The sequence below is a fragment of the Enterococcus sp. 3C7_DIV0644 genome, from assembly GCF_002141235.1.
Classification (GTDB): Bacteria; Bacillota; Bacilli; order Lactobacillales; family Enterococcaceae; genus Enterococcus_D; species Enterococcus_D entomosocium.
In genome coordinates this window covers 761,160-784,070 of the sequence record NZ_NGLK01000001.1, presented here as the reverse complement: position 1 = coordinate 784,070, position 22,911 = coordinate 761,160, and the positions used below count along the sequence as shown (strand labels likewise).

Genomic DNA, 22,911 nt, shown 5'->3' with positions numbered 1-22,911 from the left:
AGAAAAGACCCATGGAAAAAGGCGCAATTTTTTTTCCTTTTTTGGTTTAAGAGTGTTATCATAAATAGCGAGAACAGAAATGGAGGGAACACTATGACAATCGATTGGAAAAAAGAGGTCGAAGCCCGCAAAGACGATTTGCTGAACGACTTGATTGATCTATTGAAAGTGAAAAGTGAAAGAGAAGATGATAAAGTGACTGCGGACGCGCCATTTGGTCCTGGACCTCGTGATGCGTTGCTACACATGCTAGCTTATGGCGAACGTGATGGCTTCACAGTCAAAAACGTCGATAATTACGCTGGTCACATCGAATTTGGTGAAGGAGACGAAACATTAGGGATCTTCGGTCACATGGATGTTGTTCCTGCAGGTGACGGCTGGTCAACCGATCCTTATGATCCAGTCATCAATGACAACAAAATCTATGCTCGTGGTTCTTCTGATGATAAAGGTCCTTCAATGGCCGCCTATTATGGGATGAAAATCATTAAAGAATTGGGCTTGCCATTATCGAAAAAAATCCGTTTTGTCGTTGGTTCTGATGAAGAAAGCGGCTGGGCAGATATGGATTACTACTTTGAGCATGAAGAAAAGCCTGATTTTGGCTTCTCGCCAGATGCCAATTTCCCAATCATCAATGGAGAAAAAGGAAATGTGACATTAGGGATCCATTTCCAAGGCAACAATGAAGGAGACTTCACGCTACAAAGTTTCACTGCTGGCTTGCGAGAAAATATGGTACCAGGAACGGCAACGGCAAGCTTCATTGCTCCATCAACAGAAGAAGCATTAGCGATCGAAAAAGCCTTTTTCGATTACGTTGAAGCCAATCCAGTGACGGGCACAATTGAAACAGAAAATGAACAAGTGACGATCGAATTAGTCGGTAAAGGTGCCCATGGTGCCAGCCCACAATCAGGAATCAATGCGGGAACCTTCTTAGCTGTCTTCTTAGATAACTATGCCTTTGGCGGCGGCGCAAAACAATTCATCCATGCAGCAGCAGCCTATGTCCATGAAGATTTCTACGGTGAAAAATTAGGTGTGGCGTACGAAGACGAAAAAATGGGTAAATTAACTATGAATGCTGGCTTGTTTGCTTTTAAAGCGAACCAAGCAGGAACGCAAGCAGACAACTTTATCGCCTTGAACTTCCGTTATCCTAAAGGTGTAACTGCGGAAGGACTTGAAATCGGTGTGGAACGCACCGTCGGTATGGAAGGGGCCACCGTTACTCGCAATGACCGCAACATGGAACCTCACTACGTGCCAGCAGATGATCCATTGGTAGAAACTTTATTGGCGGTTTATGAAGAACATACCGGCGAAAAAGGCTTTGAACAAATCATCGGCGGCGGCACATACGGCCGTCTATTGAAACGCGGCGTTGCCTATGGCGCAATGTTCCCAGGCTATGTTGACACCATGCACCAAGCCAATGAATTCATGAGCTTGGATGACCTATTCAACGCAGCGGTGATCTATGCAGATGCTATCTACCGTTTGGCGAAATAAAGAGACATTGATACCGTCTATTCTTTTTTTAGCTGAGTCGATTTATTAATACTTAGATGAATAGAGGTAATAAAGGAATAGCAGTACGACTGATTGTTTCAATCATTGTCATACTGCTATTTTATTACTTTGGGAAATAAATATTTTATTTTCGTTGGGTTATTTTATTATTGACATCAAATCATCCGAATGATTTACTTTTTGTAAGGAGTTGAAAAGTGATGCCTGATTTGGTGAAATTTATTTTGGTCATTCTGGCGATTTGGGTGGTTTATCAAGTATTTACGACGGTTTTATTTACCCTTTCTCAAAAAGCAGTTGCCAAACAAATCAAAAGCGGGAAGATGTCTGATCAGCAGTTGGCGAATTTGTACCACGCTGTAGCACGAGCAAATCAAGGAAGCAATTTCCAAGCGATTTTCTCTTATGGGCTCTTTTACCGCAGTCATGCAAAGCAAAGTGATGCGGTTTATGAACTGTATCGCGCGGAAATGGCGAAAAGAAATCTGCTGTAACCAACTGTGAAGCAACTGTTTTCGAGAAAATTGCTCGAAGTAGCAAAAAAGCCCAGGTCCTGTACAACAAGTGCAGAACCTAGGCTTTTTTTGTATTTACTGGGCAGCAAGCTGTGACAGATAAACACAGCTCTTTGCTTCAGCTATTTCTTGTCTTTGTTGCTTTTTTGATCCATACCGGCACCGATCGCTACACCTAGTGCGATGCCTAAACCCATGCCTAATGCCAGGTTGTCAAAAAACAGCATCCCAAATGCAGCACCTAAGGCCATTCCGACACCGATCCCCAATCCCATATTGTTAGAAGCGGCTTCTTTTTCTTCAGACGTTTGCGGCGTTTTTTCGTCATTGTGAAAAACCCCTTTCTTTTTAGTATAGAGGGGTTTTGTTTTGATGACAAACATTCGAACTGCTACCCATGATTTTCATCAGGAGAGAGCATCCGCTTATCTAAGCAAACGTATCGAACCATTTGTCTATCTTCCACCGGGTAAATAGTTACGCTCGGGGTTGTAGCGGCGAATGATCTTATTTTCAGCAAGTACGTGCTCATAATAATAAACAGGCGCATCCTTAGTCTCTAGTCGAAAAACAAAGACGAGCGGAACCTTTAAGACGGAATAGCGCGCGGGGATCGCAATATATGATTTTTGATTGCGCTCCATCGTCAATGCGAATTCATCAAACAAAAGCGCCACTGGTGTGGGAAAGTTTACCAATTCATAATAGTGTTTTTCAAATGCATAGGTTTCTTGTTTTGCATAAGCGATTTTTGCAGCTGGCATACGCATTCACCTCACTTGAATTATACGAACGTTTGTTCCGTTTGTAAAGTGGAAAATCGCCAGACGAGGAAAAAGGGGGTGCGTTCTCTATGAAAAAGATGTTTTGCTAACAAGAAATTTGCTACACTAGAGGAAAGAAGGAATCAAAAAGGAGCAGATACCATGGATTATGAACGCTTTGCACGATTACAGGCACGCTTTACCGATGAAAAACTGCTGACCAATGAAGGGTTCTATCGGTTGCGCTTGTCAGGGAAGGCGCAGTTCGAACTAGCCTTTATCAAAACTGGACCTTGTGGCGAGTCTGTCTACCAGCCGCTGATCAAGGGCACTTTTTCTGAAAAAGAAGCAATCCCTACCTATTTGCTGGATCTTGCGGCGCAACCTATGACGCAAATCAGTCAGCGAACCTCCGAAAATGCAGTCGTGTTAGATAAAGCATTCGTAGAATTAATGGAAAAATGTGAGCAGGCAGTTGCCGTCAACGAAACCGCACAAGAAGCCGCACGTTAATTAGCGCGACAAAGATACAAGAGCCGCCTGAACCTGATTTTTTACACCAAGCAAAAAAACGATCCTGACAAGATTCCTTGCCAAAGATCGTTTTTTATTTTCCCGTGGTGATTAGTGTCCTCATTCGCCGAAGTGGTCTGAGAAGCCTTGTTGCTTCATAAAGGCAGCGACATCTGGACGTCGCGGTTCACGGAAAAATTCCGTCATTTTCGTTTGCCAATTGGTTTGCTGTTGATTGCTGCTGCGCTGTGCATAATAGGCTTCCGTCGTTTGGTTGTACTGGGCTGTTTGCTCCTGCGTCAGCGGTTGATACTGATCGACACTTACGATCGCTTCTTGAGGCAAGCGGACTTTCGGCTCATTTCTATGTTGCGGATAACCGATCGTCAAGCCGAATAACGGAAACGTCAATTTTGGTAAGCCGACAAGTTCTGCGATACGAGGCAAATCATTGCGGATGCCGCCGATGTAGCAAATTCCTAAGTCTTGTGCTTCAGCATATGCTACCATATTTTGGGCAGCGATCGTCGTATCAACGACAGACACAATAAACGGTTCCATCGTGGTTAAGTGGGTATCCGGCAACCCTGCTTGGGTCAGCAGCTGCTGATGCTTATGTAAGTCGGCGACAAAAAGATAGAAGACCCCCGTTCGAGTGATGTAATTTGGGGCACCGGCAATTTTTTCGATGGCAGCCAGTTTTTCAGGATCACTGACCTCAATGATCGAATAAGCTTGAACAAAGTTCGAACTGGAACCACTTTGGGCAACCGTCACTAATTTTTGCTTGAGTTCCTTTGATAGTGGCCGGGGTTGAAAATCTCTGACAGAGCTGTGGCGGGTAAAAGTATCAAAAAGATCCATCGTTTTTCCTCCTGTAACGTACAAATTTCTTTCTTCTTTAGTGTAACAGAAAAAAAGGAATGGGAACAAAAAGAATGTTTTCAAAAAATTTTCAAATTGATGTTTTATAGTTGCCAAGAACAACAGTTTCCGTTATGATAATGATACATTCTTATTATTATTCCTTAGGGGAGTAACCGGTGGCGCAAGCTGCGATAATATCAACAGTAAGTAAGCTGGCGACAGCTTTCTGGTATTATTTGAAATGGTGAGACCTAAGACAAGCGTATACTTGTCTTAGGTCTCTTTTTTTCTAGCAGAGTGCCTAAGGAAAATAAAATTAAAAGGGGCAAAAAAATTGGCGAAAGAAATGTATCAAAAAGAAATCTCGGAAATTATGGCAGAGGTCCAGAGCAGTCCAGAGGGGTTGACGCAGCAAGAGGCAGCCAAGCGGTTAGAAAATGGCCTGAACCAGCTGAAGGAAGCACCTAAGAAATCAAGCTTTGCCTTATTCTTAGATACCTTCAAAGATGCGATGGTGATCGTCTTGTTGATTGTGGCAATCATCCAAATGGTTATGGGTGCACACGTTGAGTCCATCGTTATCTTCGCAGTACTCTTGTTGAATTCCGTCGTCAGTGTGATACAAACGAAAAAAGCCGAAGGATCGTTAGACGCTTTGAAAAGCTTGTCAGCACCAGATGCTAACGTCATTCGGGATGGCAAAGAACAAAGTGTGCTGGCGAAAGAATTGGTTGTCGGCGATATCGTTATTTTAGAAGCTGGGGACTATGTACCAGCAGATGGTCGATTGATCGAAGAGGGTTCTTTGAAGGTCGATGAAGGAATGCTGACTGGGGAATCAACGCCAGCGGAAAAAGAATTAGGTGTGATCGATCGTACCGCACCGATCGGCGACCGTGACAACATGGTCTTCAGTGGAACGATCGTCACTTATGGACGTGGTCGGTTTATCGTAACCGCGACTGGTAATGTGACGGAAATCGGTCAAGTGGCTGGCTTATTGGAAAGTACAGTTGAACACAAAACACCATTGCAACGAGGACTGGACAGCTTCAGTAAAAAACTGAGCTTGGCGATCTTGGTCCTTTCATTGATTATTTTAGGGGTTCAAGTAGCACGGTTGTTCTTAGGTGACGGAACAGGTGATATGACGGAAGACTTAGTCAACGCCTTTATGTTTGCGGTAGCCGTAGCCGTTGCAGCGATTCCAGAAGCATTGCAATCGATCGTGACGATCGTCCTTTCGATCGGAACAAAACAAATGGCGAAGCGTCATGCCATCATTCGAAAACTACCAGCGGTTGAAACATTGGGTTCAACGAGTATCGTTTGTACAGATAAGACAGGGACCTTGACCCAAAACAAAATGACCGTTGTTGACTACTATTTACCAAATGGGCAAACGGGCACGTTCCCCGATGAGCCAACTACCTGGACATTGCCTGAAAAACGCTTAGTAGAGATCAGTGTCTTGGCAAATGATGCTGCCATCAGTGAAGATGGGGCGAAGCTAGGAGACCCTACTGAAATTGCTTTTCTGGATTACAGTGAGAAACTAAATCAGCCATATCGGGCGATTCGTCAACAGTTTCCTCGTTTGCAAGAATTGCCTTTCGATTCTGATCGTAAATTGATGTCCACCTTACATGAGATCGATGGCGAACATTTGTTGTTGACCAAAGGTGGTCCAGACATCGTCTTTGGCCGCAGTACCAAAGTCTTGATCGATGATCAAGTCGTGCCTTTAACAGATGAAATTAGAAATAAATTGCAGCATCAAAACGAAGAATTCTCAAAACGGGCATTACGGGTCTTGGCGTTTGCTTACCGTCCATTGACTGATGCCCAATCACGAGAATTGACACTTGAGGATGAAAACGAGTTGATTTTGGTTGGTTTGATGGCGATGATCGATCCTCCTCGTAAAGAAGTCAAACAAGCCGTAGCGGATGCTAAATCTGCTGGTATCAAAACAGTGATGATCACAGGGGACCACAAAACGACAGCCGTGGCGATCGCACAAGAGATCGGTATTTCAGCCGAGGGCGACTTAGCTTTGACTGGTACGGAATTGGATGCTCTTTCTGAAACCGAACTAGCGGATCAATTAGACAAAATCACAGTCTATGCTCGTGTTTCGCCAGAAAACAAAATCCGTATCGTGCGGGCTTGGCAAGACAAAGGCAAGATCTCTGCCATGACCGGAGATGGGGTCAATGATGCCCCCGCCTTGAAACAAGCGGATATCGGGATCGCAATGGGAACCGGAACGGACGTTGCCAAAGATGCAGCGGCGATGGTCTTGACGGATGATAACTTTGCCTCGATCATTCGTGCCGTAGAAGTTGGCCGAAACGTCTTTGACAACATCAAAAAAGCCATTTCGTATTTGTTTGCTGGAAACCTAGGTGCGATCATTGCGATCGTCTTTGCCTTAGTGATGGGTTGGGACAATCCATTTACTGCCTTGCAGCTACTCTTTATCAACTTAGTCAACGACTCATTACCAGCAATTGCTCTGGGAATGGAAAAAGCCGAACCAACCATCATGCAACGTCAGCCTAGAGATCCAAATGCTGGTATCTTCACTGGAAAAACATTGATCTCAGTAACGTATCGCGGTATTTTGATTGCCGCTGTCGTGATTTTGGCACAATGGTTAGGGATGAGCCAATCACCTGAGTTAGGTGTAGCGATGGCCTTCTCAACACTTATCTGGAGCCGGACATTGCAAACATTGCCAGCACGCTCAAATACCGAGACTGCTTGGCAAGCTGGCCTTTTTGCCAATAAAATGGTGTGGTTGGCGATCGTCGTTTGTGGTGGACTATACAGCATTACCTTGATTCCTGGCATCCGTGAAGTCTTTGCGATTCCAGCAACCTTCACTTTAGGACATGTCGGTCTATGTATCGCAATGGCTGCTGTGGCAGTTGTTTTGATGGAAATCACAAAGCTGATTATTATTGCCGTTCAAAAACGTCAAGGAAACGCCTAAAGCAAAAAACGTATCGATCCTTTGATCGATACGTTTTTTTGTCGTTTCTCCTCACTGCTTAGTTGATTTTTTTCAGCTGACTGATTTGGGCAGCGACTTGCTTCAAGAAGGCTTCTTGACCAGCCGGCTGTTCCTGGCTGTAAAGGTAGGCTTCGTATTGCTGCGTCAAGCGGATAAAATCACCATGAAACAGTGGATAGAATGCTTCGAGTCGTTGGGCATAATCGATCAACGGCTCCGCCTCGTTACGGTACAAAACTTTCGTCGTTTGCCTTAAAAACAAAGGATAGGCAGTAACTAGCGGCTGTTTGTTAAAGCGGCAGATCAACCATAAATGAATACGGAAAAACGAATGGCGGAAATAGAAAAGTAGGCCAAGTCCTAGGAGAGCTAAGCCTCCAAAGAAGCCATTACGCAGCGTTTGTTTCAGCTCCTCAGTCAACCAAACATCATCGGTAACCGCGGCTGTTGCCGAACTGCTGGTCGTGGTTTCACTACTTTCTGTTTCCGTGCTGCTCGTTGGTATTGTCTCGCTGCTAGCGGTCGGCGTTTCTTCGGAGCTAGTAGATTCTTGAGTCAACACGGGACGATCTGGATTTTGGAAACTAGGTGTCGGTTCAAAAGGCACCCAACCGTATCCGTCAAAGTAGACTTCCACCCACGAGTGGGCATTCAAGTTGCGAACGGTATAGGTAGTGATGCCGTTTTCTGTTGTAGGAGAGCCGGGAGAAAAGCCTTTTGCCCAGCGAGCAGGGATCTCTAAACTCCGTAGTAGAACGACCATTGCCGTGGAAAAATTGTCGCAGTAGCCGACTTGTGATTCAAATAAAAATTGATCAACGTAATCTTGCTCTTCTGCAGGCACGACGGCATCGGTCTTGGAATAGCGAAATACTAGCGGATCTTTCAAATAGCTTTCAATTGCGGTGACTCGGTCAAACAGACTGTTGCTGTCAGCAGTGATCTCAACAGCGAGGTCTTGCACTCGTTGCGGTAAGGAGTCAGGCAGTTGGATATAATTGATCGGTGTATCCGGATAAATCAAGGGCAGATTCTGAAGATTTTCAGCGGCAAAATCGGGATGGTCCCAATCGAGGGTCAAGGCCGTGTCTGGTAGCGAATCAATCAAATCGACCCGTTGAATAGCGTCGCTGATTTGAAAGCCACGTGCGCCGCTTTCAAGGGATAACCTACTGCGGCCATAGGGCAATGGCACATAGTCTCCATGGTTTTGGAATTGGATCCGCACTTGTTCATTCTCAGGATAGGTTTGTTGATAGCTCTGGTCAGCGATGGTGACATCGTCTGCTTCCAAGCGAACGTCTTCGCGGCTCGTACTGATCCAGCCTTTACCAGAATAAAAGTCTTTGCTTTCCACCCGCCAGTAATGCGGGGTTTCTTGTTGCGCTTCAAATAAAATCGTCGCATCATCAAGTAGTGGTCCGCCTAATTGACGATCATTTTCACTGAAACCCGTGCGAGAACCAGTGGGGGTGCCATGTTCTTCAATAAATTGATAAAAACCCAGCTGATTCAGATTTGTCCGTATAGGCGTGGAACGGGCTGCCAACTGATCCCGCACGCTCGTTTGCGGCAAGTAGACAGCAGTGACGGCTAAGCCACCAATCAATAGCATCACACCAAACCAAGGGGCGATCGTTTGACTGGATCGAAAGGTGCTGCGCTGGATCAGTGAAGAAGCCAGTGCGCAAAGAAAAATACCAATCAAATGCCACGTCAAGTCAAATTGATTAAAAATCACGACTGTCAGCAAGTAGCCGATCATGGTACCGTAAATCAAGAAAAAGCGTTGATAAGCAATCGGTAAGATCGCTAAAAACAAGACCCAACTAACGATCAATGTCACCGCCGCCAGTTCGGTGATATAGCCGACTTCACCACTGAGGATCTCTTGAAAGGCACGGTGCAGGTCTAGCCAAAAACGCAGTAGCCAGTCAAAAGAAAAGGCAGTCCCATAAGGAAAGATCCGATACAAGACGATCAGCCAAGCGGCTGCCAGCAAAGGCAAACTGTAACGGACTTTCGGCACGACGGTCAAAATCAAACAGATACTAAAGGCATAAGTTAACAGGGTGAACTGATTGCCAAGGTCATAAACTGCGATAAACGGCAAGATCACCAGTGATAGACTGAGAAAGGTCAAAAGACCAATCAGTGCTTTCTTAATAAATCTCATCCTACCACCTCCTCAAGTTCATTCAACTGCCTCATTAAATCAGCGTAGGTAAACACTTGGCAGCTGTTTTTTGCTTCCAACTGACTGAGGTAGTTTTCCAGTTGTGGGGTGAAAACCGGGGTAATGAAGATAAGATGGCTGCCAGTCAAGAGCGGTACCCCTTCAGGAACTTTCTCGAAGGGAAGGATCTGGGCATAGGCAGCGGCATCCGTTTGGTAAGGAGAAGTCAATCCGTCACCAATCAAGAGCGGCTGAAAAAGTCGTTGATTTTGTGAGAAATGGTGGATCGAATAAAACAGTGTCAAGGTCTCTTCAAAAGCAGGATGATCTTCTCCCCAAAAGAGCAGAAAGATGTCTTGTTCTTCTTCGTATTCTCGTTCGCGATAGATCAATTCCTGTTGTTTGCTGGATAATTTCCAATCGATATTTTTTAATGAATCCCCTAACTGGTATTGACGGAACTGTCGAATAGAAAAATTGGGTTCCCCATGGGTTTGGCTGCGGACTTGCTGTTTAAAAAATGGCAATAGGGCAACGGCTTCTAGCTTCAATTTCGGTAGGATCAAAATCGATTGTTTCGCACCTGCAGCGTAGCTTTTTTCAAAAAAGCCAAAGAGATCATGGCTGTACAATTGAACGGGCAATTCTTCATAGCTGCCGCGCTCCTTTGGGGTCCAAGGCAGATGGAGCCGAATCAGATTGCCTCGATAAAAGGCGCTGTGATGACTATTCTTGAAACGATCGTCAAACTGCAAGGTGAAATCGACCAGCGGCAGCAGCGTCGGGCGATACTTGAAGACTTGCAGCGGTAAGGTGATCGCTGTCTGTGTTTCAGCTTGGATCGATTCTTCTAAAACGATTTGGACCTTCTTGAGGGAGGGCAGCAAGAATACTGCGTCAAGCAACAATAACAGAGTCAGTAAAAACCAGAGGCTCCAACCGGCATTATTATTAAAGATCACACAGTAAGCCAGCAGCAAAAAATAGGCAGCGCTAAACAACAGGAGGCGCAGCACGCGTTCAAGCTTTTTTTTCTTCATCGCTATTTCCTCGTAGGGACAGGCACCCGTTGGATCATCTGTTTCATCAAATCTGAAAGGGTCTCCGCGCTAGCATGAACGCCGCCTTTCAGTAATAAACGATGACCGAAGACTGCTGGTAAAATTCGCTGCAAGTCTTGCGGCGTGACAAAGGTCCGTCCTTCCGTCAACGCTAACGCTTTTGCCCCTTTTAAGAAGGCGATCCCACCACGAGGACTGATACCAAGGTCAATGGCATTATGCTGGCGGCTCGCTTGAACCAGCTGCAATGCGTAACGGGCGACCCGCTCATCGACATACACGTCGTCCACCATCGCTTTCAAAGCGGTCACTTCATCAGCATGTAAAATGGTTTGGATCTGATCCAAGCTTTGCTGTCGTTTTCCAGTCAAGAGGGCGAGCTCATCTTGAAAATCTGGGTAACCGATATGCAGGCGGAACAAAAAACGATCCAATTGGGCTTCGGGCAAGGGATACGTTCCTTCATATTCGATTGGGTTTTGGGTAGCTAACACAAAAAAGTGGGGACTCAATGGGTACGTTTGATTGTCGATGGTGACATGATTTTCTGACATGGCTTCTAAGAGCGAGGCTTGCGTCCTTGGTGTGGTTCGGTTGATCTCATCTGCCAAGAGGACGGAGGTGAAGATCGGGCCGGGACGAAACTCGAACTGGTGGCTTTGGGAATTAAAAATCGACACACCTAACACATCGTTAGGTAAAAGGTCTGGGGTAAACTGTACCCGCTTGTAGTCACTTTGAATGGCTTTGGCTAACGATTTGACCAACATCGTTTTCCCAACACCAGGGATATCTTCGAATAAAACGTGTCCGCCAGCAAGCAGCGCAGCCACGGTAAATTGGATCACATCTCGTTTGCCTAAAATCACTTTTTCCACTTCTGCGATCAAGGCATCTATTTTTTGTAATTCAGCGGTCATCTGATAACCTCCCTACATTCGTTTCTTCCATTGTAACGGTTTTCTAGGACTGTCGCAATTTTCGTGTAACAATTAAAGAAAATTTCAAGAATATTCAAAAAAAGAAAAATCCTTTCTGCGGATTTGCGAAAGAAAAACAAAAAACTTCCGAAGCGTTTCCTCGGAAGTTTGCGTTTGATAGAAAAGAAGCGACTAGAAGATGTGGTGTAAGAGGTCAGCGGCGATCTGGTCCGCCTGCCGTAAATTCCAAGCATCGGTTCCTGGCTGAGCAGTGGCAGCCGTCAGCCAGTGGATGCCTTCTGTGGGAATCCCGAAACAATAGAGGGCAGTGTAGGGGCGTTCATCTGGTCCAAGGACCTGATTGGTCTCAGGATCGATGGCGATAGCACCCGTCTCAAAAGGCACCTCATTGGGTATCGGCAACCGGTGCGGGTGAATGATCCGATCGTTTAGCAGTTGCCGCAATAAGGAATTGTTGGTTCGACGAATCGCTGTCGATGGAATGCGGGCCTCAATTAGTTGCGTCGCGTGATAGCGTGTGTCGGGAAATCGCTTTGAATACGTACAATAAGCCTCCTCGATCTCAACAGTCATGTCAGGACCTAGTAAGGTCACCACTCCGGCTTCCATCAAGGCGACCAGTTCCTGCAGTCGTTGAACCGGCGGACCGATCGATAAAAAGCTGTTAAAGGGAACGAAAGACTGCCAAAAGAGTGTTTTCAGGTCTTTTGCTGGCATTAGCTGATGATCGAGAACAAACCGAATCGGGTCACGCAGATCTTTGAAGACTTCCAAGGCACTGCTGATAGGTCCCGCTAGATTGCCTTTTTCGGCATCTTGGATTTGGGTACGTAATAGCGCAATGAAAAAGTCTTGCAAGGACTGCTGCTCTTTCTGAGCAAAGGGATCGGCTAGTTGGTGCCATGACCACCATTCCCTCTTAGGAAGCTGCCATTTTTTTAGCAAGTCTTCAGATCCTTCCGTGGCAACAAAGGCGGTGGTAAAAGCGTCAAGCTGCTCTTTGTCAAGCCGCTGTTTATCTAAAAGCAGCGTCTGATAATAGACGAGTTCTGCCTCTTTCTTTAAATAGAAGAGCAGTGTCTTGCCAGCAACCGTTTTGGCTGCTTGCCAAGCAGCTAGGCGTTCAGGGGTCAAAAAAACGGGCTTTCGCTGCTGCGTTGGTGTTTTTTGATTGCGGCCACGAGGATGATACGGGACACCCCGACGAGAACCGGCGATGATTTGCGGTTCTTCACCAGAAGGTTGATAGACGAGGGATTCATTGACTTTGACGAAGGTTCCGCCCCGACCACTGGTCAAGCGGGTGACGTAATCGTAAAAGGCAAGTCCTAGTCCCCGTAAAATCACAGGTTCTCCGGCTTTCACAGCCGTTAGATCCGTATCTGCCGCATTGGCTGGCGGTGCATAAAACCAGCCATTATTTTCTGCGGCAGCCGCCAATTGTTGTTCCCCTGATGACAGTTGGGCCTGTGAATGGCCTGTAGCTAAGACGACGGCATCAACAAGGAATGTTTGGTGAGCCGTCGTCAACTGGTAGCGATTTTTGGAAAGAGGGATCAAAGAGCTGACACTATCTGACAGATGGTTGACGGTAATGGATTCAGGTAGCTCTATTAACAACTGCTGATAAAACCACTGTTGATAGAGTCCATATAACGCCCGCGAGCAATGCCCGTTAGGATCAAGTGAATCAAGTGCTGTGCATTTCGCAATGAGCTCAGGGGCATGCGTGGCTGCGAAATGTTTCCCTTCTGTCACTGCCCATTCGTATAAGGTAGGTCCTTTGACCACGGGGCCGCCGGTGCTTAATGTGTCATCCGTGAAAAGGGTGACTTGGCTGGTCACAGAATTCAATAGCAAATCTGCCGATTGGTCCGTGCGCCAAACTGCCCCAGGAAGAAAAGGATCAAACAGCAGCAAGTCGATGGCTTGTTTGTTTTGTTTGCTATGAGCAATCAGCCGTTCTGAAAGTGAAAGTCCACGAGGACCAGCACCAATGATCGCTATTTTCATATCACACCACCTCAATTATTCTATGGTCTTTGTGTCATCAACGGGCTAAGTCAAAAGGTGTCTTGCGGAAAATCAGCCAGTGCATGCCTAGCACCATGGCTTCCTCGATAGCATCGATATAATGGAAAGCGGGCTGATTGGGTTGTTGCTGCAGCAATGGATTTTTTTGGATCGCGTCTAAGAGATCGGTTTTTACTGCATCACTGCTGGCTAAAATGATACAGTGGGGGGCAAAAGCTGCATTGTAAAATGGCAGTAAGCTTGTCAGGCGCTGGACCAAAGCCGTGCGGTCTTGCGGTGCCCCTTGATCCAAGTAGCCGGGTAAAAATTTTGCCTCTCCCGCTAGGGCATCTTTTCCTTCTAAAAGCGCACCATTGACTAGGAGCGTGATACCGGGCATGCTTTTTTCGGGATTGTACATGCCAACGATGGTTTGCTGCAAGGAGATCTGTTGGGCGATGCAATAGCCGATTGTTAAAATATGGGCATCGTTTTGACAGTAGAAGGGCAGTGCAGTGACCTCTGCCACGAGGGCTGCCAGCTGCCAACCGTTAAATTTTTCATACCAGCTGGAAGTCACGGTTCCTCTACTGATTTTTCCTGGTAAAAAGAGGGCGATCTGTTCCACAAAGGGAAATAATGCCAGCTCGTTCGTTACACATTCTTGAAAGCGGTGAGGGGCAACATCAGGAAAGGGCTGGTCGTGTTTTGCCAAAACCTTCCCCTTACGATCGATCAGCATGGACCAAAGAGCCAAGGAGCCATCGTGATCGATAAAGCTAAGCAAAAGAGAATGACCTCGGTCTTGATTTAGCTGATAGGTCACTGCTGGTCGTCCTAGCTCTTTTTGCTCCAGCGGACCTTTCGTGATTTCCCCCTCTGTTAACAATTCTTTTAATAATGAGTTAGTGGTGACCATGCTGATGCCGGTTTTCTTCACTAAATCGGAGGCGAATAATGCCCCGTTTTGAAACAAAGTTTTTAAAACCAGCTGTTTGTTTTGCTGGCGAATGGTATGGGTGGTAGAAGCCATAAATGTTCTCCTTAATGAAGTGATTTAATTAAGTATACCGACGGGATGAAACGATGTAAAGTTTTTAAAAGACTGACTTGACGGAAAACTTGAAAATAAGTATACTTAATTAATAACGTTAATTAAGTGATTTGGAATGAAGAGGACACGAGGTAGAGGGGAAGAGAAACGTATGATCAAATTAGTCATCACAGATTTAGACGGTACATTTTTGAACAGCCAAGGCAGTTTTGATCGGCCTTATTATGAACAAGTCAGCCAACAAATGAAAGAAGCGGGTGTTGCTTTTGCTGCGTGTACCGGCAAACAGTGTGAACGAGTGGAAGAACTGTTTGGTGAAGCAGCAGCGGATGTTTGGATTCTTGGGGATAGCGCGACCCGCATCAAACATCAAGGAGAGTACATCTTTGAATCGCTGCTGCCAAACGAATTAGGGCGGCGGATCATTGCGAAGCTCGCTGCGATTGCGCAAGATCATGTAATCATCGCTTGTACACCGACTGCGGCGTACATTGCTGACACAACCAATGAAGCGGATGCGCAGAAAGTGCGTGGCTCTTATCGGGTGGTCAAAACGGTGGCGGATTATCAAACTATCACAGAAGATTTTGTGAAGCTCACTATTTTTGATCCCAAACTACGTTGTTTTGAGCATGTCCAACAGTTAAGCGAATTTACCAATGAAGCGTACATCGTGGCTTCGGAAGCCGCTTGGATCGATATCACCAATCAAGGCGTCCACAAAGGAACGACTGTGGCACACTTGCAAGAATTGCTGCACGTCACACCCGAGGAGACAATGGTTTTCGGCGATGGCTTGAACGATTTGGAGTTGATGGCAGCTGGCACGTTTAGTTTCGCCATGAGCAATGCCTTTGAGGAAGTCAAGGCAGCGGCAGCGTTTGTGACCAAATCAAACGATGAAAATGGCGTGCTGAAAACTATCGAACGTCTGTTACCGCTACAAATGAAACAATAAAAAAATCGCTCCCTGGCAGGGACAGCGTGCACTTTCAATTGACTGAAAGTAGACTGCTGCCTGTTGCTAAGGAGCGGTTTTTTCGTTATGCATGTGGTTGACTGACGCTATAAGGATAGGCATCGGCTGACCACTCTTTGCTGCGAGGGACGATACCTAGCTGGAAGTTCAATGTACCACCGGCAGTCAATTCTTGGTGGGTGAAAAATAATCGCTCGAAGGGTTCTTCGTTCAATGTAATTTTATCCACGAAGAGCTGTTGCGGCGCATTGGGCGTGCTCTTGATCACTAAGTCTTTGCCTGAAGCAAGATGCAGTGTTGCTTGATCAAATAAGGGCATGCCAATGACATATTCGCCTGTCCCCGGTGTGACTGGATAAAAGCCCAAGGCATTGAAGATGTACCAACCAGCCATGCTGCCGTTGTCTTCATCGCCAGGAAAGCCTTTTGGTGAGTCATTGAAGCACTGTGTCAGTAGCTGCTTGATCAAGGGCTGTGCCATTTCTGGTTTGCCCAAATAGCTGAATAGATACGGATAGTGGAAGCTTGGCTGATTGGAGATCGCCAGCTGACCAAAATCGAGTGCGGCCATCTCACTCATTTCATGGATCTCGAACCCATAGCCTTCTGTCGTATAGCGAGGTTCTTGATTGCACAAGTCGATCAGTTTTGCTTCAAAGGCCGCTTTGCCGCCGTGTGCAGTGATCAAGCCAGCGAAATCATGGTAAACAGCAAAACTACTTTGCCACGCACTGCCTTCTGCATAATCCAAGCCCCAGCGTGTGTCACTAAACTCTGGACGAAAAGCGCCATCTGGGTCTTTTGCCCGCATAAAGCCGGTCTCCTGATCGAAAATGTTGCGGTAATTTTGCGATTGCTGCTGATAATAGTCTGCTTGCTCGTCACCCAGCTGTTGCGCGACTTGTGAGATACAAAAATCACTGTAACAATAATCAAGGGTGTGATTGACCGATTCATGATGCGTCAATGGCACATACCCGTAAGTCAAATAGTCCGTCGTGCCGCGCCGACCATAATTGGGATTTTCACTTTGGACGGTGGCACCTTTTTTCATCGCTGCTAAAAATTCGGGCATCAAATCGGGACGGATACCTTTTACTGCGGCATCAGCGATCACGGCATCGATCAGCGTCCCGGGCATCAACCCCCGCTCATCAGGTGATAGCCATTTTGGTAAAAAGCCGCTTTCGCGATAACTGTTCAAAAAGCCTTCCAGCATGTCTTCCAATTGTTCGACAGCCAAGAGTGAAAAGAGCGGGTAGACAGTTTTATACGTATCCCAAAAGCCGTTGTTTGTGTACAGTGGTCCTGGTTTGATCGCTTTTGCCAAGGTATCCCAGTGCACTTTGCGACCCTCTTGATCGATTTCGAAGAAGGTTTGAGGAAACAAGAATAAGCGATAAAAATTATGATAAAAAGTAGAAACTTGTGCTTGATCGTGATGCTCGATCTCGATTTTTTGCAAAAAATGATTCCATTGCTGTTGGACAGAAGCCAGATAATCGGCAGGAGCCCATTGCTGTTCCCGCTGCAAGTTCAAACAAGCTTGTTCGCGACTGAGAAACGAGGTTGCAAAACGGATCGTCTGTGTTTGGCAATCATCAAAGCGGAGAACGACGAAGGCTTCTTTGCCTGTCAAGGCACCTTCGATCGCCGTGATGGGTGTTTCAAAACGATAGACGAAATGGATGGTGAAGCTTTCGTCTTCGCATCCTGAAAATACGATCAGTTGACCAGCCACTGTCTGTTCATCCAACTGTTCTAAGACATAGTCACCCGGCAGTGACAAGCCAAGACCCGGCTGATCCCCGCAGTTTTCAATAGACAGCACACCGCCATACATACTGGGAATCAAAGTCGTTGTTGTTAAATACCGCTGCGTCTTGATTTTAAGAAAGGCTGGATTAAAGGTGCTTTCTTCCGGACGATACGAGCTTTGCGCATGGAAAAGGGTATTTTCAGAAAGCGTGCCGTTTATCGGCAGCATCGTCAGATGGCTGAAATCACCCATCCAAGGGCTAGGCTGATGGGTGATGCGAAAGCCCTGAAAGGTTCGATCTTCTGGATGAAACCACCAACTGCCTCGTTGATCGCTGGTTTGCGGGGCAAAGTAGTTCATGCCAAAAGGAACCCCTGTATAAGGCAGGCAGTTGCCATGGGAAAAACTATATTGGTTGTCTGTTCCGTGTCGTGTGTCGATCATTGATACGTTCACTTGGTTCACTCCTTTAATTGGGTTGATTCTCTTTTGATCAAAGAAACAGCCACTAAATGGGTGGTCGTCTCCGTTGGTACTGGGGGTGCTGCCTTCGCAGCGTTGATTTTCTCAATCACTTGGTTTCCTGCCAAGCGCCCCATCTCCGCAAAATTCTGCCCGATGGTCGTTAGTGCTGGATCAACGAGGGCAGCGGCTTGGATATTATCGAAACCAACCAGGGAAATGTTGGCAGGGACGTGCAAATCTGCTTGACGCAGTGCACGCATCAATTCGATGGCGATCAAGTCATTTTCACAGACGGCTGCCGTGACCTGATGTTCTTCCAGGTAGGCAAGCGCATTTGCGATACTGGCAGTAGCGTCGTCTAGCTTGGTGCGAAAGGTTCTTTGGTTTTTTTTCAGCGCATCGATGTAACCTAGATAACGCTGACGGACGGATTGTGGATGGTGGGTATCACCAAAAATATAAGCGATCCGTTGATGCCCCAACGCAAGTAAATGCTCCGTAGCTAGCTGTCCACCTTGAAAGTTATCTGGCATGACCGCTGGAAAATCAAACTCATGCAGCTTTTTATCTAAGGTCACGATAGGAAAGTGTTTTTCAGCACATTCGAACAGCAAGTCATAGTAAGAAAACGTATTGCTGGCGTAATAGATCAGGCCGTCGAATTCTTGCATCAGCTCAGCTGCCGTCGTTTTTTCCAAATAATCCACTGGTGTCATCAAAAGTTCAAAGCCGTGTTCTTGCATCACGGGGTAAATGCCTTCGGTAAAGTTTCCTAAAGAGAGATCATTGGCAAAGGGCAAGACAAACAAAATTCGTCCAGTCGCTTTTTTTTCCTTCAATTCTCGGACAAAGCTGCCGCTGCCTTGCACGCGATAGATCAGCTGATTTTGTTCCAGTTCCGTCAAGGCTCTTTTAGAGGTGATCCGACTGACTTGGTATTGTTCAGATAGTTCTTTTTCAGTAGGGACACGACTGCCCGGAGCTAATCGCCCTTCAACGATGGCTTCGTGAAGCTCCGAGTAAATTTTTTTATATAATGGTTGTTTCATAAGAAAACCCCTTTTGATATATCATATTTGTTAGCATACCATAAACCGATAAAAATGAAAACCCTTTAATTATTTTGAAAAAGCGCTAGACATTCACATGATTCATGATATACTAGGTTCGTAAATTGATATATCAAATCAGGGAAGGTGATGGAATGGTTTATAAAGAAATACCAACTTCAGTAGCAACATTTATGGAAACGATTACGGATCTATGCGGAGAAACGCATGCCGATTGGGCGAAAAATTTTAATGCAGCTTTTGCTAATACACTATTAACGACGGTCAAGCGTCATGAGGATGGCACGACCTTTTTACTGACGGGGGATATTCCAGCCATGTGGCTGCGAGATTCCACTGCGCAAGTTCGTCCGTATTTAGTGATCGCCAAAGAAGATGAAGACTTAGCAAGTATGATCAGCGGGTTGGTCAAGAAGCAATTCTACTATATTACGATCGATCCTTACGCAAATGCCTTTAACGAATCAGCCAATGGCGCTGGCCACCAAACAGACGATACAGAAATGAACGATTGGATCTGGGAACGCAAATATGAGATCGATTCTTTGTGTTATCCGATCCAACTGGCCTATCTGCTATATAAAAACACAGGCAGAACAGATCAGTTCAATGATGATTTTGTAACAGGCATCAAAAAAGCCTTGGAGGTGTTTGTAACAGAACAAAACCATGAGGAATCCCCGTATCGCTTTGAACGGGATACCTGGCGAAAAGAAGATACCTTGACTCATGACGGCAAAGGCGCGCCGGTGAAACCCGTTGGCTTGACTTGGTCAGGTTTTCGACCAAGTGATGATGCCTGCAAATACGGCTATTTGATTCCCTCCAATATGTTTGCGGTGGTGGTCTTAGGCTATATCCAAGAAATCTTTACGACGGTTTTAGAAGACACAGCGATCGTGGCACAAGCGAAAAAATTGCAAGCAGAGATCGAAGCAGGGATTAAAGCATACGGGTTGACCAAAAATCAAGCTGGCGAAGAAGTCTACGCGTATGAAGTGGATGGATTCGGCAATGGCACACTGATGGATGACAGCAACGTGCCGAATTTGATCGCTGCCCCTTACTTGGGGTATGGCAGTATGGAAGATCCCCTTTATCTTCAGACCCGTAAAACGTTGTTAAGCAGTGAAAATCCGTATTTCTATGAAGGCAAATACGCTAAAGGCATTGGCAGCTCTCATACGCCAGAAAATTATGTGTGGCCGATCGCCATGGCAATGGAAGGCATGACCACCACTGACAAAGAAGAAAAGAAACGAATTTTGGATCAGTTAGTGGCGACAGATGCGGGTACAAATTTGATGCATGAAGGGTTCGATGTCGATGATCCTTCGCAATACACGAGAGAATGGTTCTCTTGGGCGAACATGATGTTTTGTGAATTGGTCATGGATTATTTCGATATCCGAGTGGAAAAATAAGCAGCACGACCCACGACCGTTCGAGTGACACAAAAAGCAGTCCAACGACGCAAACAGCGAGGAGTAAAAATCAATGAAGAAACAAGTTTATATCATCTCTCACAGCCACTGGGATCGGGAATGGTACATGCCTTACGAACAGCATCACATGCGGCTAGTTGAATTGATGGATGATCTTTTAGAGTTAATTGAAAATGACCCTGAGTTCCACAGCTTCCATCTAGATGGGCAGACGATTATCTTGGATGACTATTTAGAAGTGCGACCTGAAAAACGCGAAGCGGTCAAAGCGGCCATCAAACAAGGAAAATTACAGATCGGTCCGTTTTATATTTTGCAAGATGACTTTTTGATAAGTGCTGAATCAAACACCCGTAATATGCTGATTGGAATGGCAGAAAGCAAAAAGTGGGGCACCCCTGTTATGTTGGGGTATTTCCCAGATACTTTCGGCAATATGGGGCAAACCCCGCAAATGATGCTGCAAGCCAATCTTGAAAGTGCTGCATTTGGACGTGGCGTCAAACCAATCGGCTTTGACAACGAAGTTTTACCCGATGATCAATTTACTTCCCAATATTCTGAAATGCATTGGGAAGGTCCAGATGGCAGTCAAATCTTTGGTCTACTTTTTGCCAACTGGTACTCCAATGGCAATGAGATTCCAGTGGATAAAGCAGAAGCCAAAGCTTTTTGGACACAAAAACTGCAAGATGTAGAGAAATTTGGTGCCACCAATCATTACTTAATGATGAATGGGGTCGATCATCAACCTGTCCAAAAAGACATTTCGGCAGCGATTCGTACAGCTAACGAGCTTTTCCCAGAGTATGAATTCAAACACGCCAGCTTTACCGAATACCTTGAAGCGGTGCAAGCAGATCTGCCAGATGACCTAGGAACTGTCACAGGTGAATTGACCAGTCAAGAAACCGATGGTTGGTATACTCTAGCCAATACCGCCTCTTCCCGAGTCTATCTGAAACAATGGAATACAAAGGTTTCCCGCCAATTAGAAAATGTCGCTGAACCATTAGCAACTATGGCTTATGAAGCAAGCGGCAGCTATCCTCACGATATGTTGGATCATGCGTGGAAAACACTGATGCAAAATCATCCTCACGACAGTATCTGCGGCTGTTCAGTGGACGAAGTACACCGAGAAATGATGCCGCGGTTTGAAAAAGCCAATGAAATTGGTAAGTTCGTGGCAGATGAAGCGTTACGCAATTTAGTAGCCGCCATCGACACGAGCAGGTTTCCTGAGGAGAGTCGTCCCTTTGTGGTCTTCAACACCACTGGCAGCACCCGTTCTGGTTTAGTGGAAGTCGTGATCGAACTTGAGCGTAAAACATTCCGTGAAGGATTGCCAAGCAAGCTTTACCACGAATTATTGGCGAAGCCAAAAGGTTCTTATTCGGTGATCGATGAACAGGGGAAACCTGTTGCTGCGATCATCAGTGAAGAAGAGGTCCTTTTTGACTATGAATTGCCTAAAGATGCCTTTCGGATTCCTTTCATGAAACGCTTTGTCACGGTTCAAGTAGAAGCAAACCAGTTGCCGGAATTTTCATGGCAGACCTTTGCCCTAGTGGAAAAAGCCGCTACGCCAGTAGAGAGCGCACCGATCGTTTCAGAAGGAGGGCGTAAACTTGCCAACGCACATTTGGAAGCCGTCATTACTGAAAACGGCAGCTTGACGATTACAGACAAAGCAACCCAAAAAACGTATCGCAATTTACTGGTTTTCGAGGATGTGGGGGATATCGCCAATGAGTACATCTTCAAACAACCAGAAGGGGATCAAGCAATCTTATCGACGCAATTTCCGCATCAGGTGACGATCGAACAAAACGATCCGCTGGTGGGAATTGTGCGACTGACACAAGAATTACAGATTCCTGTTTCAGCAGATGACCGTTTGTTAGAAGAACAAAAAGCTGTCGTCGATTTCCGTTTCCGTAAAGCACAGCGGAGTCAAGAATTGGTTGCTTTCAAGATCGAGACGGAGATTCGCTTAGAACGAACCAGCAACCGCCTGGCATTTAAAACCACCGTCAACAACCAAAGCAAAGATCACCGACTGCGGGTTTTATTCCCAACAGGGATTATCACGGATTTCCATGAAGCTGACAGCATTTATGAAGTCGTAAAACGGCCGAATCAGGTTTCCAGTCATTGGGAAAACCCAACGAATCCGCAGCATCAACACGCCTTTGTCAACTTGCATGATGAAACAGGCGGCATGACGGTTTCTAATTTTGGTTTGAACGAATATGAAATCGTGAAGGATCAGATCTGCTTGACCTTGTTGCGCTGTACGGGAGAGCTAGGCGATTGGGGCTACTTCCCAACACCAGAAGCGCAATGCTTAGGCAGCCACACCTTTGAATATGGCGTAGCCTGTCATGGGGCTCCTGAAGAACGTTATGAAACGTATCGCCAAGCACAAGCTGCCCAAGTTCCTTGGACGGCAAGCCAGACCGACAAGCATCAAGGCAAGCTAGCCAGCAGCAACCAATACATGGAAGCTCATGGAACGACGGTAGCTATCACCGCCTTAAAACGCAATCGCCAAGACCAGCAGATCGTTTTGCGGGGCTATAATTTGGCGGATCAAGCCACTGCCTTTCATGTGCAAAAAGAGCAGGCGACACTCTGTCTGTTGAACCTATTAGAGGAAGAACAAGCATCGTCCGTCAATGAGCAATTACATCCATATGAAATTCGAACCATTGGAGTAAAGGAGTGA

The 22,911-nt window shown here is 46.0% G+C and carries 17 protein-coding genes; 7 read left to right on the top strand and 10 right to left on the bottom strand.

The annotated features are described in order from the left end of the window. Nucleotides 1-93 precede the first annotated feature (93 nt). Both pepV and A5877_RS03675 read left to right on the top strand, forming a co-directional pair. Complete coding sequence (gene pepV / locus A5877_RS03680; RefSeq protein WP_008378990.1) at nucleotides 94-1,518, top strand: dipeptidase PepV; 1,425 nt, start codon at nucleotides 94-96, stop codon at nucleotides 1,516-1,518. 221 nt (nucleotides 1,519-1,739) lie between these two features. Next, nucleotides 1,740-2,033: a hypothetical protein gene (locus A5877_RS03675; RefSeq protein WP_008378988.1), complete on the top strand. Its 294-nt coding sequence runs from the start codon at nucleotides 1,740-1,742 to the stop codon at nucleotides 2,031-2,033. Between the two features lie 143 nt (nucleotides 2,034-2,176). Here A5877_RS03675 and A5877_RS17265 read toward each other — a convergent pair whose 3' ends face one another. Next, nucleotides 2,177-2,437, bottom strand: coding sequence for a DUF3482 domain-containing protein (locus A5877_RS17265; RefSeq protein ID WP_217809919.1), 261 nt, complete (start codon nucleotides 2,435-2,437; stop codon nucleotides 2,177-2,179). 72 nt (nucleotides 2,438-2,509) lie between these two features. Further along, nucleotides 2,510-2,818, bottom strand: coding sequence for a DUF5960 family protein (locus A5877_RS03665; protein ID WP_008378984.1), 309 nt, complete (start codon nucleotides 2,816-2,818; stop codon nucleotides 2,510-2,512). A gap of 162 nt (nucleotides 2,819-2,980) precedes the next feature. On the opposite strand from A5877_RS03665, the gene A5877_RS03660 reads away from it, so the two are divergent. Beyond that, nucleotides 2,981-3,331, top strand: a complete 351-nt coding sequence (locus A5877_RS03660) for a hypothetical protein (RefSeq protein WP_086316395.1) — start codon at nucleotides 2,981-2,983, stop codon at nucleotides 3,329-3,331. A 120-nt stretch (nucleotides 3,332-3,451) separates the two neighbouring features. Here the strand turns inward: A5877_RS03660 and A5877_RS03655 are convergent, their stop codons facing one another. After that, the gene (locus A5877_RS03655; protein WP_008378980.1) at nucleotides 3,452-4,195 is read right to left on the bottom strand and encodes an NADPH-dependent oxidoreductase; all 744 of its coding nucleotides are present in this window, start codon (nucleotides 4,193-4,195) and stop codon (nucleotides 3,452-3,454) included. A 349-nt stretch (nucleotides 4,196-4,544) separates the two neighbouring features. Between A5877_RS03655 and A5877_RS03650 the strand changes: the two genes are divergently transcribed. Beyond that, on the top strand, nucleotides 4,545-7,196 hold the full coding sequence (locus A5877_RS03650) for a cation-translocating P-type ATPase (protein WP_016613591.1): 2,652 nt from the start codon (nucleotides 4,545-4,547) through the stop codon (nucleotides 7,194-7,196). 58 nt (nucleotides 7,197-7,254) lie between these two features. Here A5877_RS03650 and A5877_RS03645 read toward each other — a convergent pair whose 3' ends face one another. The 5 genes from A5877_RS03645 to A5877_RS03625 all read right to left on the bottom strand — a co-directional run bounded on the left by A5877_RS03645 (nucleotide 7,255) and on the right by A5877_RS03625 (nucleotide 14,441). Further along, on the bottom strand, nucleotides 7,255-9,393 hold the full coding sequence (locus A5877_RS03645; protein ID WP_086316394.1) for a transglutaminase family protein: 2,139 nt from the start codon (nucleotides 9,391-9,393) through the stop codon (nucleotides 7,255-7,257). Further along, on the bottom strand, nucleotides 9,390-10,433 hold the full coding sequence (locus A5877_RS03640) for a DUF58 domain-containing protein (protein ID WP_005234735.1): 1,044 nt from the start codon (nucleotides 10,431-10,433) through the stop codon (nucleotides 9,390-9,392). Before A5877_RS03640 ends, A5877_RS03645 begins: the two co-directional genes overlap by 4 nt. 2 nt (nucleotides 10,434-10,435) lie before the next feature. Then, a complete protein-coding gene (locus A5877_RS03635; protein WP_005234736.1) occupies nucleotides 10,436-11,374 on the bottom strand; it encodes a MoxR family ATPase in 939 nt (312 codons plus the stop codon). Between the two features lie 192 nt (nucleotides 11,375-11,566). After that, on the bottom strand, nucleotides 11,567-13,408 hold the full coding sequence (locus A5877_RS03630) for an FAD/NAD(P)-binding domain-containing protein (protein ID WP_086316393.1): 1,842 nt from the start codon (nucleotides 13,406-13,408) through the stop codon (nucleotides 11,567-11,569). Nucleotides 13,409-13,445: 37 nt separating this feature from the next. After that, a complete protein-coding gene (locus A5877_RS03625; protein WP_005234738.1) occupies nucleotides 13,446-14,441 on the bottom strand; it encodes an ROK family protein in 996 nt (331 codons plus the stop codon). A gap of 172 nt (nucleotides 14,442-14,613) precedes the next feature. On the opposite strand from A5877_RS03625, the gene A5877_RS03620 reads away from it, so the two are divergent. Beyond that, complete coding sequence (locus tag A5877_RS03620; RefSeq protein ID WP_042890481.1) at nucleotides 14,614-15,420, top strand: Cof-type HAD-IIB family hydrolase; 807 nt, start codon at nucleotides 14,614-14,616, stop codon at nucleotides 15,418-15,420. Nucleotides 15,421-15,505: 85 nt separating this feature from the next. Here the strand turns inward: A5877_RS03620 and A5877_RS03615 are convergent, their stop codons facing one another. Together A5877_RS03615 and A5877_RS03610 are read right to left on the bottom strand one after the other, a co-directional pair. Next, nucleotides 15,506-17,656, bottom strand: a complete 2,151-nt coding sequence (locus tag A5877_RS03615) for a GH92 family glycosyl hydrolase (protein WP_034872311.1) — start codon at nucleotides 17,654-17,656, stop codon at nucleotides 15,506-15,508. 5 nt (nucleotides 17,657-17,661) lie between these two features. Continuing rightward, nucleotides 17,662-18,714, bottom strand: coding sequence for a substrate-binding domain-containing protein (locus A5877_RS03610; RefSeq protein WP_016613583.1), 1,053 nt, complete (start codon nucleotides 18,712-18,714; stop codon nucleotides 17,662-17,664). Between the two features lie 155 nt (nucleotides 18,715-18,869). On the opposite strand from A5877_RS03610, the gene A5877_RS03605 reads away from it, so the two are divergent. Beyond that, on the top strand, nucleotides 18,870-20,159 hold the full coding sequence (locus tag A5877_RS03605; RefSeq protein WP_016613582.1) for a glycoside hydrolase family 125 protein: 1,290 nt from the start codon (nucleotides 18,870-18,872) through the stop codon (nucleotides 20,157-20,159). Between the two features lie 73 nt (nucleotides 20,160-20,232). Next, on the top strand, nucleotides 20,233-22,911 hold the full coding sequence (locus A5877_RS03600; RefSeq protein ID WP_016613581.1) for an alpha-mannosidase: 2,679 nt from the start codon (nucleotides 20,233-20,235) through the stop codon (nucleotides 22,909-22,911).